This is a genomic window from Chitinophaga sp. (assembly GCF_036569125.1).
Classification (GTDB): Bacteria; Bacteroidota; Bacteroidia; order Chitinophagales; family Chitinophagaceae; genus Chitinophaga.
This window is the reverse complement of record NZ_DATCRF010000104.1, coordinates 1-14478: the sequence shown is the minus strand read 5'-3', so window position 1 is coordinate 14478 and position 14478 is coordinate 1. Positions and strand designations below refer to the sequence as shown.

Genomic DNA, 14478 nt, shown 5'->3' with positions numbered 1-14478 from the left:
AGTAAAGGTAGACCGTATTGAAATTGCGTCTGCCCGCGTGTCTGAAGGCGAGTTTGCGGCCGTAAAGGCCATTACCAAATGGGCGAAGGCTAACGGCTTTCTGAACAGGGTGGAAGTGCTGACGTTTGTGGATGGCGATGTAAGCGTGCAATGGATGCAGCAGGCAGGGGCCAAGGTTATGAACCTGCTTACCAAAGGTTCACTGAACCATTTAACCCACCAGCTGAAAAAGAAACCGGAGCAGCACTTTGCAGAAATAGCAGCGGTAATAGCGCTGGCAAAAAAGAAAGGCCTTGAATGTAATGTGTACCTGGAAGACTGGAGCAATGGCATGCGCCACTCCCGCGATTATGTATTCCAGTTCCTGGATTTTTTACAAACGCAGCCTGTTAAACGTATTATGCTGCCGGATACCCTGGGTATCCTGATCCCTTCTGAAGTTTTTGAATATACCTCCGCCATTGTGCAGCGCTATCCCAAGCTGCACTTTGATGTGCATATGCATAATGATTACGACCTGGGTACAGCCAATGTGCTGGAAGGCGTAAAAGCCGGCGCCCATGGTGTGCACCTTACCATTAATGGTATGGGCGAGCGGGCCGGTAACGCGCCCCTGGCCAGCGCCATAGCTGTGCTGCATGATTTTTTGCCGGAGGTAAGAACCGCCGTGGAAGAAGAATCACTGTACAGTGTGAGCAAGCTGGTGGAAACCTTTTCCGGTTTTCGCATACCGGCTAATAAACCGGTAGTAGGGGAGAATGTATTTACCCAAACAGCAGGCATACACGCAGATGGCGATAAGAAGAACAAGCTTTACTTCAGTGACCTGATGCCGGAGCGTTTTGGCCGGCAGCGCCGTTATGCGCTGGGTAAAACCAGCGGTAAAGCCAATATAGAGAACAACCTGCAGCAGCTGGGCATTCAGCTGAGTGAGCCTGACCTGAAAAAAGTAACCCAGCGCATTATTGAGCTGGGCGATAAAAAAGAAGTGGTAACCCAGGCCGACCTGCCTTATATTATTTCCGATATACTGGACAGCAAAGCCATTGAGGAAAAGGTGCGCATAGAGAACTATGTGCTTACCCATTCCAAGAACCTGCATCCCTCTGTATCCCTGAAGATCTCTATTAAAGGTGAGCTGTTTGAAGAGCACTCCCAGGGCGACGGGCAGTACGATGCATTCATGAATGCGCTGAAAAAAGTATACAAAAAGCTTAAACAGGAGCTGCCGGTGCTAACCGATTATGCAGTGCGCATTCCGCCCGGTGGTAAAAGTGATGCGTTATGTGAAACCGTTATTACCTGGCGTTATAATAATAAGGAGTTCAAAACCCGGGGGCTCGATAGTGATCAAACGGTATCGGCCATTAAGGCAACACAAAAAATGTTGAACCTAATATAATCTTCATAACAATCCACAAAAGCATGGCAAGCAAGCATATTTTAATTGTTCCGGGCGACGGAATAGGACAGGAAGTTACGGCCGTTGGTAAAAAGGTATTGGACAAGATAGCCGCTAAATACGGGCATACCTTTACTTACGACGAAGCGCTGATAGGCCACGTAGCCATTGAAGCTACCGGTAATCCTTTACCGGATGAGTCACTGGAAAAAATGCGTAAGTCAGATGCAGTGTTATTTGGCGCTGTAGGCCACCCTAAATACGATAACGACCCATCTGCCAAAGTAAGGCCGGAACAGGGTTTGCTTAAAATGCGCAAGAAGCTGGGACTGTACGCTAACCTGCGCCCCATTAAGCTGTTTGATGAGCTGCTGGGCGCTTCCAGCATTAAACCGGAGATCTTAAAAGGAGCAGATATCCTGTTCTTCCGTGAGCTGACCGGCGATATTTACTTTGGTGAAAAAGGACGTAAGAATAATGGAGATACTGCTTTTGATATTGCAGAATACAGCCGTTACGAAGTAGAGCGCATAGCCCGCAAAGCCTTTGATGCAGCCCGTACCCGCAGAAAGAAATTATGTTCTGTAGATAAGGCCAATGTAATTGAAACCTCGCGCCTGTGGCGTGAAGTGGTGCAGAAAGTTGCGCTGGACTACCCGGATGTTGAAGTGGAGCACCAGTTTGTAGATGCTACCGCTATGCTGCTGATCAAAGATCCGCGCCGTTTTGATGTGGTGGTAACTGCCAACCTGTTCGGGGATATACTAACGGATGAAGCTTCGCAGATAGCCGGCTCCATGGGTATGCTGGCCTCCGCCTCCATAGGCGATGGCACGGGTGTGTACGAGCCTATTCATGGCTCTGCGCATGATATTACCGGTAAAGGCGTGGCTAATCCCTTAGCCTCTATCTTATCAGCTGCGCTGCTGCTGGATATTTCTTTTGGCATGAAAGCAGAATCCGAAACGGTGATCAGCGCGGTAGATAAAGTGCTGAAAGCCGGCTTCCGTACCCGCGATATTGCGGATGCGCAAACCGCTGCAGATAAGATCTTAGGCACCGCCGCTATTGGCGAAGAAGTGCTGAAACATATTTAAAGTAATACAGAATGTAAAATTATAAATGTAAAATTTCAAATGTGAAAGTGGAATGCAGCGAATAAGGAGGCTGCATTCCACTTTTGCATTTTACATTTTACATTCTTTTTCAGTTTGCGTTATTATAAGGCGGTGCTTTTCCGGATCAGCTCCGCTATCTGTGTTCGTTGCAGGTGCAGCGCCCAGTCCAGCGGGGTGCCGTCATATATCTTATCTTTTATTTCCAGGTTCGGATGCGCGCTGAGCGCCAGCTGCGCCAGGTGTACATCATTACGGTCAGAAGCTATATGCAGCAGCGTGGCCTGCCACTCGCCATACAGCTGGTTGTTTACCAGGGAAGGCTGCGCTTTTAACATGGCCGCCGCCAGATCGCGTTTGCCCAGGTCCCAGGCATCTAATACGGTGCAGGTTGCGCCCTGCTCCATTAACCATTCTGCAGCGGCTGCCCGTTTGGTATGCACGGCCAGCTGCATCAGCGTCATACCATTGTTGAGGGGCGTATTGAGATCGCCGGTATTGAATTTTTTAACCAGCTCATTTAACGCAGGTACATCTCCGTTACCTACCGCTTCTGCCAGGGCCACCTGTTGCCGCGTAGGCGGGTTGGTGCGGTAGCGCTGGTTTTGCAGCCACCAGGTATCCCCGAAACCTACCCATTTAAAACCTATCTGCTCATACATACGGCGCCCGGTACCGTTTAATACGGCATAACGGTAACCTTTTTCCCTTGCATACAAACAGGCGGCCAGCACCACGGCTTTGCCAATGCCTTTTTCCCTTGCACGCGGTACTACGCCCACACTGTAAATGCCGGCCACGCCATTGCTGCCGGTAGTAAAAAATACTTCACTGTGCGCTACTATCGCCCCATTGAGCGTAGCAATAAAACGCTGTCCAAGCTCGGGGTACTGTTGCTTAAGCTCATGGGAAAGGCTGTTGCTGTTGGCGTAGGGCAGGTTCTTAATATCATGGATGGGCGTAACATTATCTGCCTGTATCTGCAAGCCGGCCGGCCGCGCATGTTCCGTTTGCATGGCTTCCAGGTCAAGCGCCATCCATTGCGGGCGCCAGCCCGGCTGAAAACCGCGTGCCAGCAGCAGTACGCCCAGGTTAAGCGGCTGCGTGGGCGCCAGTGACCAGCAACCGGCGTCTTTAGGCGGATGTGCACGGTAATGGTCCATCATTTCATCCAGCTGCGTGCCGGCGGTGGCGGCATCCATAGCAGGGAAGAGCACTACAGAGCTGTTAGCAGCCCCGGCATCGGTCCAGCTAAGACCATTATGGCCGTATACTTTACCGCCTTGTGCAATGGCATTCAGGGCAAACAGTTCCCGGTGATTATTTGCTACGGCTTGTTCCAATTGGGCCGGGGTAGCGTTATTGAGCACATTCATAATGGATGGAGGTTTATAGCAGACAGGAGCATAAGCAGCAAATAAAGATACCAAAAGTGGTTTGAGTTTTGTAAAGGTTTCTTAAACGGGTATCATGAGAGCGCGGCCCATAAAGAAGAGATACATTATCATTGGCAGCATCATCCTGCTGCTGATCATTTTACGTTTATTGCTGCCTTACATTGTACTGCGGTATGCGAATAATACCCTGGCGCATATGAATGGCTATTACGGGCATGTGCAGGATATTGATATTGCCCTGTACCGCGGCGCCTATCAGCTAAATGACATTTACATTAACAAGCTTGATTCTGCCACGCAGAAACAAACTGAATTTTTTAAAGCGCAAACCATTGACCTGTCCGTAGAGTGGCGTGCTTTGTTTGAGGGATCTCTTGTGGGCGAGCTGGAGCTGCTTTCTCCCAAGCTGGTGTTTACAAAAGATAAAGCGGAAATAGGGCAGGTGGCTAAAGACACTAACGACTTCCGCAAGGTGCTGAAAGATTTTATGCCGTTAAAGGTGAACCGGTTTGAAGTGCACAACGGCAGCATTCATTATGTGGACAGCACCTCCGCACCTAAAGTGGATATTTCCCTGAAGAATACGTATATACTGGCCCGTAACCTGAAGAACACTTCTGATAAAAAGGAAAAGCTGCCTTCCAGCTTAGTGGCCAGCGCAAATGCCTATGGCGGCAATCTTTCCCTGAACATGAAGCTGGACGGGCTGGCGAAGGAACCCACCTTTGACCTGACGGCGCAAATGACCAGCGCCAACCTGGTAGACCTGAATGATTTTTTTAAGGCTTATGGCAAGTTTGATGTGAGCAAAGGATCCCTGGCCCTGTATTCAGAGTTTGCCGCAGATAACGGTAATTTTAAAGGTTATGTAAAACCCATCATCAAAGAGCTGCAGGTAAAAGGTACGGAAGATAAGCACGATCCTTTTTTGCAGAAGGCCAAAGAAACCGTGATAGATGCTGCGGCGCATGTGCTGAAGAATCCGAAGAAAAAGCAGGTGGCCACCAAAGTGAATGTGGAAGGCAGCTTTCATGATTCACACACGGATGTGATGGGCGCGGTATGGGAGGTATTGAAGAATGCTTTTATTGAAGCCCTGCTGCCCAGTGTGGATAATGAGATCGATATCAGCTCCGCATCGGAAGTGCCGAAGGATGAAAAGAAAAGCTTCTTTAAAAAACTGTTTGGCGGAAAGGATGATGATAAGAAAAAAGAAGCGCAGGAAAAGGAAGATAAAGAGAAAGAAGAAAAGCGGAAGAAGGAGGGCCTGGAAAGGTTTAAAACGTCTGATGAGCATTAGAAAGTGCCCTATACCATAAAGGTACAGGGTATTGGTTTTGCCGGCCGTGTGGGAAGAGCAGTTGCTATTAGCGCTGTGCAATTTCCTTCATCACCGCATTAAATCTTGCCGCTTCTTCAAACTGCGGTATATGCGCTGAATTCTCAAACCAGATCAGCTTTTTAGCCGGGGCCTTTACCTGGTTGTAATACTTTTCTACCAAAGCAAAAGGAGTATTATAGTCGTACCGTCCTGTTAGAAAATATACCGGCACTTTTAATACCGGCGCTGTTGTTAAAAAGTCAATGTTCAGCAGCTGTTTCCATAGGGTACGCATAGAAAAGGCTTCACCTGCCTCCACCTGTTTCTCATTAAATAAAGGATCGCCCGGTTTAATACGGCTGAAAATATAGCTATAATCGCGATGCCCCCGTACGGCGCCGCCAAAGTAAGAGAGCCATTTACGCTGCAGGTACAGGTCATTCAGGCTGGTGTCGTTCTTAGCAGGATAGCGGTGCGCAATGGTACTCAGCTCTCTCATGGCGGTTGTATCATGCGTTTTGCTGGCCATTTGAATAGTGTATTGCAGGGAGATCCGTTCATTATCCATCATGTTCACGATCTGGCCTACGCCAATGTAAGCAGTAAAGTCCTGCGGGTAACGCTGCACCAGCAGCAAGCCCAGGGAAGTACCCCAGGAATGGCCCAGCAGGAAGATCTTATTTTTTTTAAAGCGTTGTTTTAAAAGCGTAACCAGCTCATGGGCATCTGAAACAAATTGATCAATGTTCATGCTGGATTCCGGTATAGATGGATCGTAGGAAGCCGCAGCGCCGCGCTGGTCCCAGTGTACCACCACATAATCCTTATCCAGCGCCCGGTTAAAGATGCGGAACAGCGCCATTTCCGTATACCCCGGGCCTCCGTGTAATATCAATAATACCGGCTTGCTGCTATCGGTACCGGTGGTTAAGATGGTTTGCGGAATGCCGCCCAGCTGCACCTTTTCCAGGGAATAAATACTATCTGTCTTTTGTGCAGATGCTTGATGCAGTACCATTATAAGCGGGAAAAAAAGCAATACAGGCAGGTGCTTCATAATAACAGGTTTATTGATCGGTTAAAGAATGACGGCTTAAAATGTACAAAAAAAAGCCGGTATCCAAAATTTCTACAGAATCATTTGGGATATTAGCTGTATTCCCCGGGTTGGTATATGGACTATAATGAAGCTGAATCTCATATCGGACAATATGTGACCGGTTTTTTTGGATTTCATGCTAAGGAACAGTTTCCTTATCATAACCTGCTGCATACCCAAAGCGTAGTGCAGCATGCGGAAGAAATAGCTGCGTCCTACGCCCTGGGCGAAGAGGAACTGTTTATCATAAGAACAGCGGCCTGGTTCCATGATATAGGCCACCTTACAGGCGGCATACAGGACCATGAGGTAAGAGGAGTGCAGCTGATGCGGGAGTACTTTCAGCAGCACTGCCTGCCGGGTGCATCCATTCCCTTTATAGCCGGTTGTATTATGGCTACCCGTTTTCCATCCCATCCCTGCAATTTCCTGGAATCTGTTATCTGCGATGCAGATACTTACCACCTGGGCACACCGGTGTTCCGGAAAACAGATCCGCTGGTAAGAAAAGAAATGGAGCTGCGCACCGGCAGGCAGTTCCCGTACTGGTATCAGAGCACCTTACGCTTTTTACAGGCGCATACCTTTTATACAGATTATTGCCGTAGCCTGTTGAATGCAGGCAAGCAGGAGAACATTTACTGGCTGCAGTCGCTGGCAAAGCAGGAAAAGTAACGGTTATTTCCGCAGATCCACTATTACATGTGTTATAACCCCTAATACCCGGAACTCCATTTCCTCCGTGATGATCACCGGTTTATAAAAAGCATTTTCCGGGTGCAGCACCCAGTTACGCCCCGCTTTTACCAGCCGTTTTACAGTTAGCTCATTATCCAGCATAGCCACTACAATGGAGCCGGAAGAAGGTTTTGCGATACGGTCAACCACGGCCCAGCTGCCATGCGGCATATTGGCGTCCTGCATGCTGTCGCCTTTGATCTGCAGCATGCTGCTGTTGCCGGGGTGGGGTTGCAGCATTTGTCCCAGGTCCAGCAGGTTTTCGGTATCGTGGGACGCCGGCTCGCGGTATGCGGCATTTGTATCAATGAATGGGATTACCAGGCTGGCGGGCGCCAGCATTCCTATCGTCTCTTTCATATTCACCAATAATTTTAGTAAATGTATGCTAAAATTATTAGTATTTCAATTGGATTAACAATTTGAAAACAATTTACTTTGCGGCATAGGTTGGCACCGGAAAACGGGCTGCACTGGCTGCAAACAGGCTGGCCTGCGGTTGTCCGGAAAGCGTGATCTCAAGATTTTCCGTAGGCCCATAGCCTGCTTCGGTGGTAGCATCATTTAACAGCTGTGGAAATACGGTTATCACAAAAATCATTTAGTGTGGCGCCGTGTTGCATGCCGGGGCCGGCAAGCGCAGTTTGAACTGCAGGTGGTATCAGCTTAAGACAGTTTGCCGAAACTTCTTTTGAATTCAAGCGGTGTTAAACTGGTTTTCCGTTTAAAATGATTTGAAAAGTACTGACTTGATTCAAACTTAAGATCAAAGGCTATTTCTTTCACTGATTTTTGAGTGTTTACCAGCTCTTCTTTTGCCTTTTCCAGCTTTAGCTGGATCTGGTATTGTAAAGGAGCCATTCCTGTATATGCCTTAAACAGCTTCCGGAAACGGGAATAGCTTATCATGAGCTTATCAGCGATCTGCTGCGGGCTAAGGCTGTTATATAGGTTCGACCTGATGATGAGCCTTGCGTGATCTACAAGCTGTTCTTCATCGCCGGTAATAAAAAGCTGTTGTTTCGCAGCGCTGTGCAGCTGCCCCAGCATATACATCGCCGCACCGCAAACCAAAGGCTGGTAACCCGCTTTTTCGTTCTTAATGGCTGCTATTACCTGGATAAACAAATTTATCATGGTTTCATTATAACCCACATTGATCACCGGCATTGATGGACCAAAAAATTTCTTTTTTACCAGGTGATGCATATTAGGCCCATTAAAGCCGATCCAGTACTCAGTCCACCCGGTATCGGGATCGGGCCGGTAAGCATGCCTTTCATTCGGAAAAATAATAATTGCAGATCCTGCTGTAACAGGCAGCTCACCGGTTTCCGGCGAAGTATAAATGCCTTTTCCGCCTGTTATATAGATCAATGAATATTCCTGCAATACCCTGCCTTCCTTTGCATCAAAACAGTGATGAGAGGGATGGTCTTTATCCGGGTAGGCATTTCCCGGATGATAAAGGTGATACCCCGCATGCAGCATCTGCAATCCCCAATCCTGGTCCTCAGTGGAAACGGGTAAATATTTATAAAAGTTCTGCATAGCTAAATATCGGCAATATTTCCTTGTTTTCTAAGGGGTAGCAAAAAGCAAACTTATTATGTCAAATAGCATTACCACCTGCGCTTAAATCCATTCTATATTGGCTTTATTTAACTGATAAACCATCGTGGATGAAAACACAGCTCAGCAAACAACAAATTGCCGTTTACCGTGACTATTCCAATACAAATCCATCCTGATGAAGGTTTTGATGCTGGCGCCTCAATGGGGATCTGAGAGCCTGCCTTTTGAAGATTTTATTATAAAAATAAAAGAAGCCGGTTTTGACGGGGTCGATACATGGGTGCCTGAGCAGCCTGCTGAAAGGAAAAAATTCAATCAGCTTTTAGCGCAGTATAAGGTGCCTGTTGTTTGCCACCAGCACCAGGCAAAGGGGAATAACATTAAAGCGTTTTGCCGGTCTTTTGAATATTACCTGAGCCTTTGTTTGGAAAGTGAGCCGCTTTTGATCAACTCTCATTCCGGACGCGATTATTTCAGTATAGAGGATCAGCTAAGAGTGATTGATACTGCAAACGAATTTGCTGCAGCTCATGGTGTACAGGTGATCCATGAAACGCATCGCGGGCGGCTGGGCTATAGTCCGTACAATGCCGGGGAACTTTTTAAGCTGCGCCCTGAAATGAAGATCACGGCCGATCTTTCGCATTGGGTTTGCGTTACGGAAAGTTATCTCAGTCATTGTTCAGCAATTGTGGCCGAAGCCATTAACCGGGCCGCACATATACATGCGCGGGTTGGCCATACGCAAGGCCCGCAGGTGCCGGATCCCAGAGCTGCGGAATGGCAGTATGCAACAAATATATTCCTGTGCTGGTGGCTGCGGATCCTGGAGGCTAAGAAAATGCAGGGGGCAACAACCTTTACTATTACGCCTGAATTTGGGCCGCCGCCCTATATGTTCACCGATCCGTTAACCGGACGGCCTGTTGCTGATCAGTTTGAGCTGAATTGTTTTATTAAAGACCTGATCGTAAGATCGATCCGGTAAAAAGATCCAATTAATTATAACTACAGGACTTTTTGTTTGGAAAGGGCAGGCTTACGATCTTAATGGCGGAGAGAATAATTTATTGATCCCAGCAGCTTAAATAGCCTGGCTAAACAGCTGCGTGGCCGGCAGCTTGCGCCACAGGCGTGCATCAAAGGCCATACAAATATTGCGGATAAAAGGCTTGCCTTTAGCGGTAACTACCACCTTGCCTGGCAAGATCTCCACCAGCCCATCCTTTTCAAGCTCCTGCAGCCGTTCCAGGCTTTCAATAACAGCATCGCTCTGCGGATCTGATTTGAGGCGGGCGGTTTCAAAGCGGCACATCAGCGCCTGGATGTGACGGCGCAACAGCAGGTCTTCCTCATTCAGCAGGTGCCCGCGTACCACCGGCCATTGCCCTTTACCCACTAATTGCTGGTAAGTGGCTATATGTTTTTCGTTCTGCGCATAGGCATACCAGCCATCGCCAATGGAGCTGGCGCCCAGGCCTACCAGCAGGGAGGTATGGGTAACGGTATAGCCCATAAAGTTGCGGTGCAGCTGCCCTTTTTTATAGGCCTGGTGCAAAGCATCATCCGGCAGCGCAAAATGATCCATGCCTATTTCCGTATAACCGTAACCGGTAAACAGCTTTTTCCCTAGCTCATATAAACCCTGTTTGGTTTTTTCGTCCGGCAGGTCGGCGGTGGTGAACAGGCGCTGGCCCACGCCTTTTACCCAGGGCACATGCGCATAGCTGTAAAAGGAAATACGGCCGGGGCGCAGCTGCATCACCTGCCGGATAGTATCTTCCAGGCCGGCAGCGGTTTGCAGGGGCAACCCGTATATCAGATCAAAATTAATGGAGCTGTAACCTATCAGCCGGGCCTGTTCTACCACCGTGGCTACGGTTTCATAAGGCTGTATGCGGTGAATGATCTGCTGCACGCGGGGATCCAGGTCCTGGATGCCCAGGCTCATACGCCGGAAACCCAGGTCGTACAGGGTTTGCATATGCCCGGGGGTAGTGTTGTTGGGGTGGCCTTCAAAGCTCAGCGATGCATCCGGCAGCAGGGTAGCGCTTTTATAAATGCTTTCCAGCAAAAAACGTAATTGCTCCGGGTGAAAAAAAGTGGGGGTGCCGCCGCCTAAATGTATTTCGCGGATGCGGGGTTTTTGCGCAAACAGCTGCAGGTACAATTGCCATTCCTGTAACAGGGCTTTTATGTAAGGCGCTTCCACCGCATGGTTTACAGTAATGTGCTTATTACAGCCGCAATAGGTGCACAGGCTTTCGCAAAAAGGCAGGTGTATATACAGGCTGATGCCGTCTTTGCTATTGGTGGCCTGGAAGGCTTTTTTTAACAGCTGCTGCCACTGGGTAAGGTCAAAGCTGTTGGTATCCCAGTAAGGTACGGTGGGATAGCTGGTATAACGGGGCGCAGCTACATTGTATTTGCGAAGCAGGTTCATAGATCACGGTTTATGACATTCAATAATGTTGTGTGTGTGCGCGTGCATGGCAGGGCTCAGATAGGGAATGCCCAGGTTTAACCCGCGCACAATTAACAGGCCTGCCATAATAACCATTACCAGCGGTATCATTTGCCTGACGCGGTTGCGTACACGTAAGCTCAGCAAATGACTGCACCAGGCCACGGCGGTCATAGCCGGTAAGGTGCCTGCGCCAAAAGCTGCCATAAATAAGGCGCCCTGGTACACATGGGCCGTGGCTATGGCGCCGGTAATGCCCAGGTATACCAGCCCGCAGGGCAGCAAGCCGTTAAAAAAACCAATGGCATACAGGGTGCGGAACTGCTGCCGGCGTAATAAATTGCCCAGCACTTTTTGCAGGCCTTTGGTTAATACGCCCAGGTCGGAAAAAAAGGCGGAGCGCCTTTTGGTAATGTATTGCAGCCCTGCTATTACCAGCAATAAGTAACCAAGGGCGATGGATAGCCATTGCTGTAAGCCACCCAGGTAAAACTGCCTGCCTAACCAGCCGAATAACAGGCCCAGCAGGGCATAGGCGCTCATGCGGCCCAGGTTGTACAGCAGGATGCCCGCCATTTTTTTATACCCGCTTAAATGCTGTACCGGCAGCGTTAATGCAATAGGCCCGCACATGCCTACGCAGTGAAAGCTGCCTACAAAACCCAGCGAAAGTGCGGATAATAAAAGGAGTAGCATGGTTAATGTATATATAAAGCGGTTTCCTGGAAATAAGGTGTATTGTTCACGGTCCATTGGATCTTTACGCGGTAGTTGCCGGGTATAAATCTCTGCCTGCTTACCGGCATGCGGCCCTGCGCATCCAGCGTCAAAGGCAGGCTAAGATCTTTTTGCGCATCAGAAGGGCGGTAAAACAATACCTGCCCCTGCAAATTCTGCCCCTGCAGCTCTGCCGGGAAAGTGAGCAGCACCACGCCTTCGGGCTGACTAATGCTCACGGGTGCGGATAATGCTGCCGTATTCTGCCGCCCGTCTATTACCTGCTGGTATTTTAATTCTGCGCCGTAATAATCAGCAGTAACCATATCTATTTTAGTACCGATGCTTTTTACCACCAGCGTTACAATGCCGGCTGCAAAAAGCAGGAATACCAGTATGATCTTATGTCCCCAGTGAATGGTTTTCATCATTGCTAATTTTTAACATGAATGGGTCCTAAAAAAGTAGTTTTTAATGCAACGGTATTTTTATTGCCTGCGTACAAACTAATGTGCAGGGTAGACTTACGTTTGGTGATAGCAGTACGCGGTAATACAATGAAAAAAGTGCCTTCGCCCTGCTCGCCGGGTTTAATGTTTATCTGTGGCTGGCCTATCATAATGATCTGCCCGGGCACATCATTTAACACCAGGTGCAGCTGCATGGGTGTGGGCGTTTTATTCATCAGCTTAATGCGGTATAAATTACTGATGCTGTCTGTACCCCGCTCCTGGTAAAGCATACCGGCCGTGCGTATAATGGTGCCGCTTACCGGCGCACGGCTTGCCAGCAGGTAGGTAATGCCGCTTAAGATCAGCAGCAGCACCAGGCTGTAAACTTTTAAACGCCCGGTAAACCGTAAGGGCTGCTTTTGTGCAATACCATTCTCTGAAGCGTAACGTATCAGGCCTTCTGCCAGGTTCACCTTTTGCATCATGAAGTTACAGGCATCTATACACGCGGTGCAGTTCACACATTCCAGCTGGGTGCCGTTACGTATATCTATACCCGTAGGGCATACCTTTACGCATTGCAGACAATCAATACAATCGCCGGTGGTGCGGGTCTCGTTCTTTTTGAATTTGCTGCGTGGCTCGCCTCTTTCATAATCGTAGGCTACCACTACGGAGTTCTTATCCAGCAAAACCCCCTGCAGGCGGCCATAAGGGCATACAGTCGTACATACCTGCTCCCGGAAAAAAGCAAATACGCCGTAGAACACAGCGGAAAATGCCAGCATGGCAATGAACCCGCCCACATGCGCTTCAAAAGGGCCGCTGATAATGCGGCCTAATTCCTGTACGCCAATAACATAAGAGAGGAAAAGGTTGGCTATGAGCACAGATAAGGCAAAGAAGATAACATGCTTTAATGTTTTTTTACGGATCTTATCGCTGGTCCAGGGGCCTTTATCCAGCAGGCGGCGTGCAGGCGCATCGCCCTCGATCCAGTATTCAATGCGCCGGAACAGCATTTCCATAAAAATGGTTTGCGGACAGGCCCACCCGCAGAACAAGCGGCCAAAGGCCATGGTAAAGAGTGTAACAAACAGGATGAAGGCCAGCATAATTAAGCTGAAGAGGAAAAAATCCTGTGGCCAGAAAGAGGTGCCAAATAAAATGAACTGCCCTTCCACTACATTGAACAGGAACAAGGGCCTGCCGTTCACCTGTATGAACGGCAGGCTGAAAAACACCAGGAAATAGACATAGCTCAGGTAACTCCTGTACTGATACCACTTTCCTTTGGGCTGCTGTGCATATACCCAATTGCGTTTACCTTGTTTGTCAACCGTGGCTATATGGTCTCTGAATGATTCTTCCTGAATGGTTCCGTGTATGCTTCCTTCATCTTTCATAAAACTCAGTTTTCCGATACCAGGCCCTGTGGCTCTTTAGCGCCGGCAGGGTGGGTATCATGAATGCTTTTAATAAAGCTGGCCAGCTGCGCGATCTGTTTGGGTGAGAAATCATCTTTCCAGGACTTCATCCCTTTTTCCGGTACGCCGTATTTAATGGTGCTGAACACTTCATTTATTTTACCGCCATGCAGCCAGTAGTTATCAGTAAGGTTAGGGCCTACCATGCCTTGCCCGGCTGCACCGTGGCAGGCCGCGCAGTTAGTGCTGAACAGCTTTTGCCCACTGCTTATGTCGGCAGCATCTGTGAGCAGCTTTACGGAATGTTCGTCGATATTATTGGCGGCATTGGCCAGGTAGGCTTCTTTGGCTTCTGCGGCATGCGCTTCTGCAATGGCCAGCTCTTCCAGCTGCAGCGGTGCGCTGTGGGAAATGTGGTATACCCACAGGTAAATGATGCCAAAAATAAAGCTGAGGAAAAAAGCCCATTTCCACCAGGGCGGGGTAGGGTTGTTCAGCTCCCGTATGCCGTCAAAGTCGTGGCCCATATCCGCTTCCTGTTCTGCTTCCGCGCTCACGCTGCGGGTTTTGTTCACCCGCTCCCACCAGCTGATAGCGGGTTTACCGGCAGTAACAGCTTTACGTTTACGTTTGGATTCAATACCGGCCAGTATGCGCAGGGCATATAACAATACCAGTATTACCAGCAGCTCCAGCGCTATTACGGATGTAAGCACATAGAACGCAGTGGCGGAAAGCCCGTTAATGGTTTCTTTCACCGCAGGCGCCGGC

General features: G+C 48.9%; 15 protein-coding genes. 5 read left to right on the top strand and 10 right to left on the bottom strand.

Annotated features, from left to right (window positions below):
- The coding region (locus tag VIM87_RS03690; RefSeq protein WP_331995664.1) for an alpha-isopropylmalate synthase regulatory domain-containing protein at positions 1-1402 on the top strand (1402 nt) is incomplete at its 5' end.
- Positions 1403-1425: 23 nt separating this feature from the next.
- On the top strand, positions 1426-2499 hold the full coding sequence (gene leuB, locus VIM87_RS03685) for a 3-isopropylmalate dehydrogenase (RefSeq protein ID WP_331995663.1): 1074 nt from the start codon (positions 1426-1428) through the stop codon (positions 2497-2499).
- A 122-nt stretch (positions 2500-2621) separates the two neighbouring features.
- Here the strand turns inward: leuB and VIM87_RS03680 are convergent, their stop codons facing one another.
- The gene (locus VIM87_RS03680) at positions 2622-3893 is read right to left on the bottom strand and encodes a GNAT family N-acetyltransferase (protein ID WP_331995662.1); all 1272 of its coding nucleotides are present in this window, start codon (positions 3891-3893) and stop codon (positions 2622-2624) included.
- A 94-nt stretch (positions 3894-3987) separates the two neighbouring features.
- Here VIM87_RS03680 and VIM87_RS03675 point away from each other — a divergent pair, with 94 nt between their 5' ends.
- Complete coding sequence (locus VIM87_RS03675; RefSeq protein WP_331995661.1) at positions 3988-5214, top strand: DUF748 domain-containing protein; 1227 nt, start codon at positions 3988-3990, stop codon at positions 5212-5214.
- A gap of 67 nt (positions 5215-5281) precedes the next feature.
- On the opposite strand, the gene VIM87_RS03670 is transcribed toward VIM87_RS03675, so the two are convergent.
- A complete protein-coding gene (locus tag VIM87_RS03670) occupies positions 5282-6292 on the bottom strand; it encodes an alpha/beta fold hydrolase (RefSeq protein ID WP_331995660.1) in 1011 nt (336 codons plus the stop codon).
- Between the two features lie 117 nt (positions 6293-6409).
- Here VIM87_RS03670 and VIM87_RS03665 point away from each other — a divergent pair, with 117 nt between their 5' ends.
- Positions 6410-7009, top strand: coding sequence for an HD domain-containing protein (locus VIM87_RS03665; protein WP_331995659.1), 600 nt, complete (start codon positions 6410-6412; stop codon positions 7007-7009).
- 3 nt (positions 7010-7012) lie between these two features.
- On the opposite strand, the gene VIM87_RS03660 is transcribed toward VIM87_RS03665, so the two are convergent.
- From VIM87_RS03660 to VIM87_RS03650, 3 genes are all read right to left on the bottom strand, one after another.
- The gene (locus VIM87_RS03660) at positions 7013-7432 is read right to left on the bottom strand and encodes a LexA family protein (protein WP_331995658.1); all 420 of its coding nucleotides are present in this window, start codon (positions 7430-7432) and stop codon (positions 7013-7015) included.
- Positions 7433-7505: 73 nt separating this feature from the next.
- Complete coding sequence (locus tag VIM87_RS03655) at positions 7506-7664, bottom strand: hypothetical protein (protein ID WP_331995657.1); 159 nt, start codon at positions 7662-7664, stop codon at positions 7506-7508.
- 74 nt (positions 7665-7738) lie between these two features.
- Positions 7739-8623 (bottom strand): AraC family transcriptional regulator, encoded by an 885-nt coding sequence (locus VIM87_RS03650; protein WP_331995656.1) that lies wholly within the window; start codon positions 8621-8623, stop codon positions 7739-7741.
- Between the two features lie 199 nt (positions 8624-8822).
- Here VIM87_RS03650 and VIM87_RS03645 point away from each other — a divergent pair, with 199 nt between their 5' ends.
- Complete coding sequence (locus tag VIM87_RS03645; RefSeq protein WP_331995655.1) at positions 8823-9635, top strand: sugar phosphate isomerase/epimerase family protein; 813 nt, start codon at positions 8823-8825, stop codon at positions 9633-9635.
- A 96-nt stretch (positions 9636-9731) separates the two neighbouring features.
- Here the strand turns inward: VIM87_RS03645 and hemN are convergent, their stop codons facing one another.
- From hemN to VIM87_RS03620, 5 genes are all read right to left on the bottom strand, one after another.
- The gene (gene hemN, locus VIM87_RS03640) at positions 9732-11090 is read right to left on the bottom strand and encodes an oxygen-independent coproporphyrinogen III oxidase (protein ID WP_331995654.1); all 1359 of its coding nucleotides are present in this window, start codon (positions 11088-11090) and stop codon (positions 9732-9734) included.
- Between the two features lie 3 nt (positions 11091-11093).
- Entirely contained in the window at positions 11094-11807 is a 714-nt protein-coding gene (locus VIM87_RS03635; RefSeq protein WP_331995653.1) for a sulfite exporter TauE/SafE family protein, read from the bottom strand.
- Positions 11808-11809: 2 nt separating this feature from the next.
- Positions 11810-12259 (bottom strand): FixH family protein, encoded by a 450-nt coding sequence (locus VIM87_RS03630; protein ID WP_331995652.1) that lies wholly within the window; start codon positions 12257-12259, stop codon positions 11810-11812.
- A 2-nt stretch (positions 12260-12261) separates the two neighbouring features.
- Positions 12262-13686 carry a cytochrome c oxidase accessory protein CcoG gene (gene ccoG / locus VIM87_RS03625; protein WP_331995651.1) on the bottom strand — a complete coding sequence of 475 codons (1425 nt, stop codon included), beginning with the start codon at positions 13684-13686 and terminating at the stop codon, positions 12262-12264.
- 5 nt (positions 13687-13691) lie between these two features.
- Positions 13692-14478: cbb3-type cytochrome c oxidase N-terminal domain-containing protein (locus VIM87_RS03620; protein WP_331995650.1), on the bottom strand; the 787-nt coding region annotated here is incomplete at its 5' end.

Excerpts from the sequence above, each read along its gene's own strand:
- leuB (WP_331995663.1), top strand. The coding sequence starts at position 1,426 with ATGGCAAGCAAGCATATTTTAATTGTTCCGGGCGACGGAATAGGACAG.
- VIM87_RS03680 (WP_331995662.1), bottom strand. The coding sequence starts at position 3,893 with ATGAATGTGCTCAATAACGCTACCCCGGCCCAATTGGAACAAGCCGTA.
- VIM87_RS03675 (WP_331995661.1), top strand. The coding sequence starts at position 3,988 with ATGAGAGCGCGGCCCATAAAGAAGAGATACATTATCATTGGCAGCATC.
- VIM87_RS03670 (WP_331995660.1), bottom strand. The coding sequence starts at position 6,292 with ATGAAGCACCTGCCTGTATTGCTTTTTTTCCCGCTTATAATGGTACTG.
- VIM87_RS03665 (WP_331995659.1), top strand. The coding sequence starts at position 6,410 with ATGGACTATAATGAAGCTGAATCTCATATCGGACAATATGTGACCGGT.
- VIM87_RS03660 (WP_331995658.1), bottom strand. The coding sequence starts at position 7,432 with ATGAAAGAGACGATAGGAATGCTGGCGCCCGCCAGCCTGGTAATCCCA.
- VIM87_RS03650 (WP_331995656.1), bottom strand. The coding sequence starts at position 8,623 with ATGCAGAACTTTTATAAATATTTACCCGTTTCCACTGAGGACCAGGAT.
- VIM87_RS03645 (WP_331995655.1), top strand. The coding sequence starts at position 8,823 with ATGAAGGTTTTGATGCTGGCGCCTCAATGGGGATCTGAGAGCCTGCCT.
- hemN (WP_331995654.1), bottom strand. The coding sequence starts at position 11,090 with ATGAACCTGCTTCGCAAATACAATGTAGCTGCGCCCCGTTATACCAGC.
- VIM87_RS03635 (WP_331995653.1), bottom strand. The coding sequence starts at position 11,807 with ATGCTACTCCTTTTATTATCCGCACTTTCGCTGGGTTTTGTAGGCAGC.
- VIM87_RS03630 (WP_331995652.1), bottom strand. The coding sequence starts at position 12,259 with ATGATGAAAACCATTCACTGGGGACATAAGATCATACTGGTATTCCTG.
- ccoG (WP_331995651.1), bottom strand. The coding sequence starts at position 13,686 with ATGAAAGATGAAGGAAGCATACACGGAACCATTCAGGAAGAATCATTC.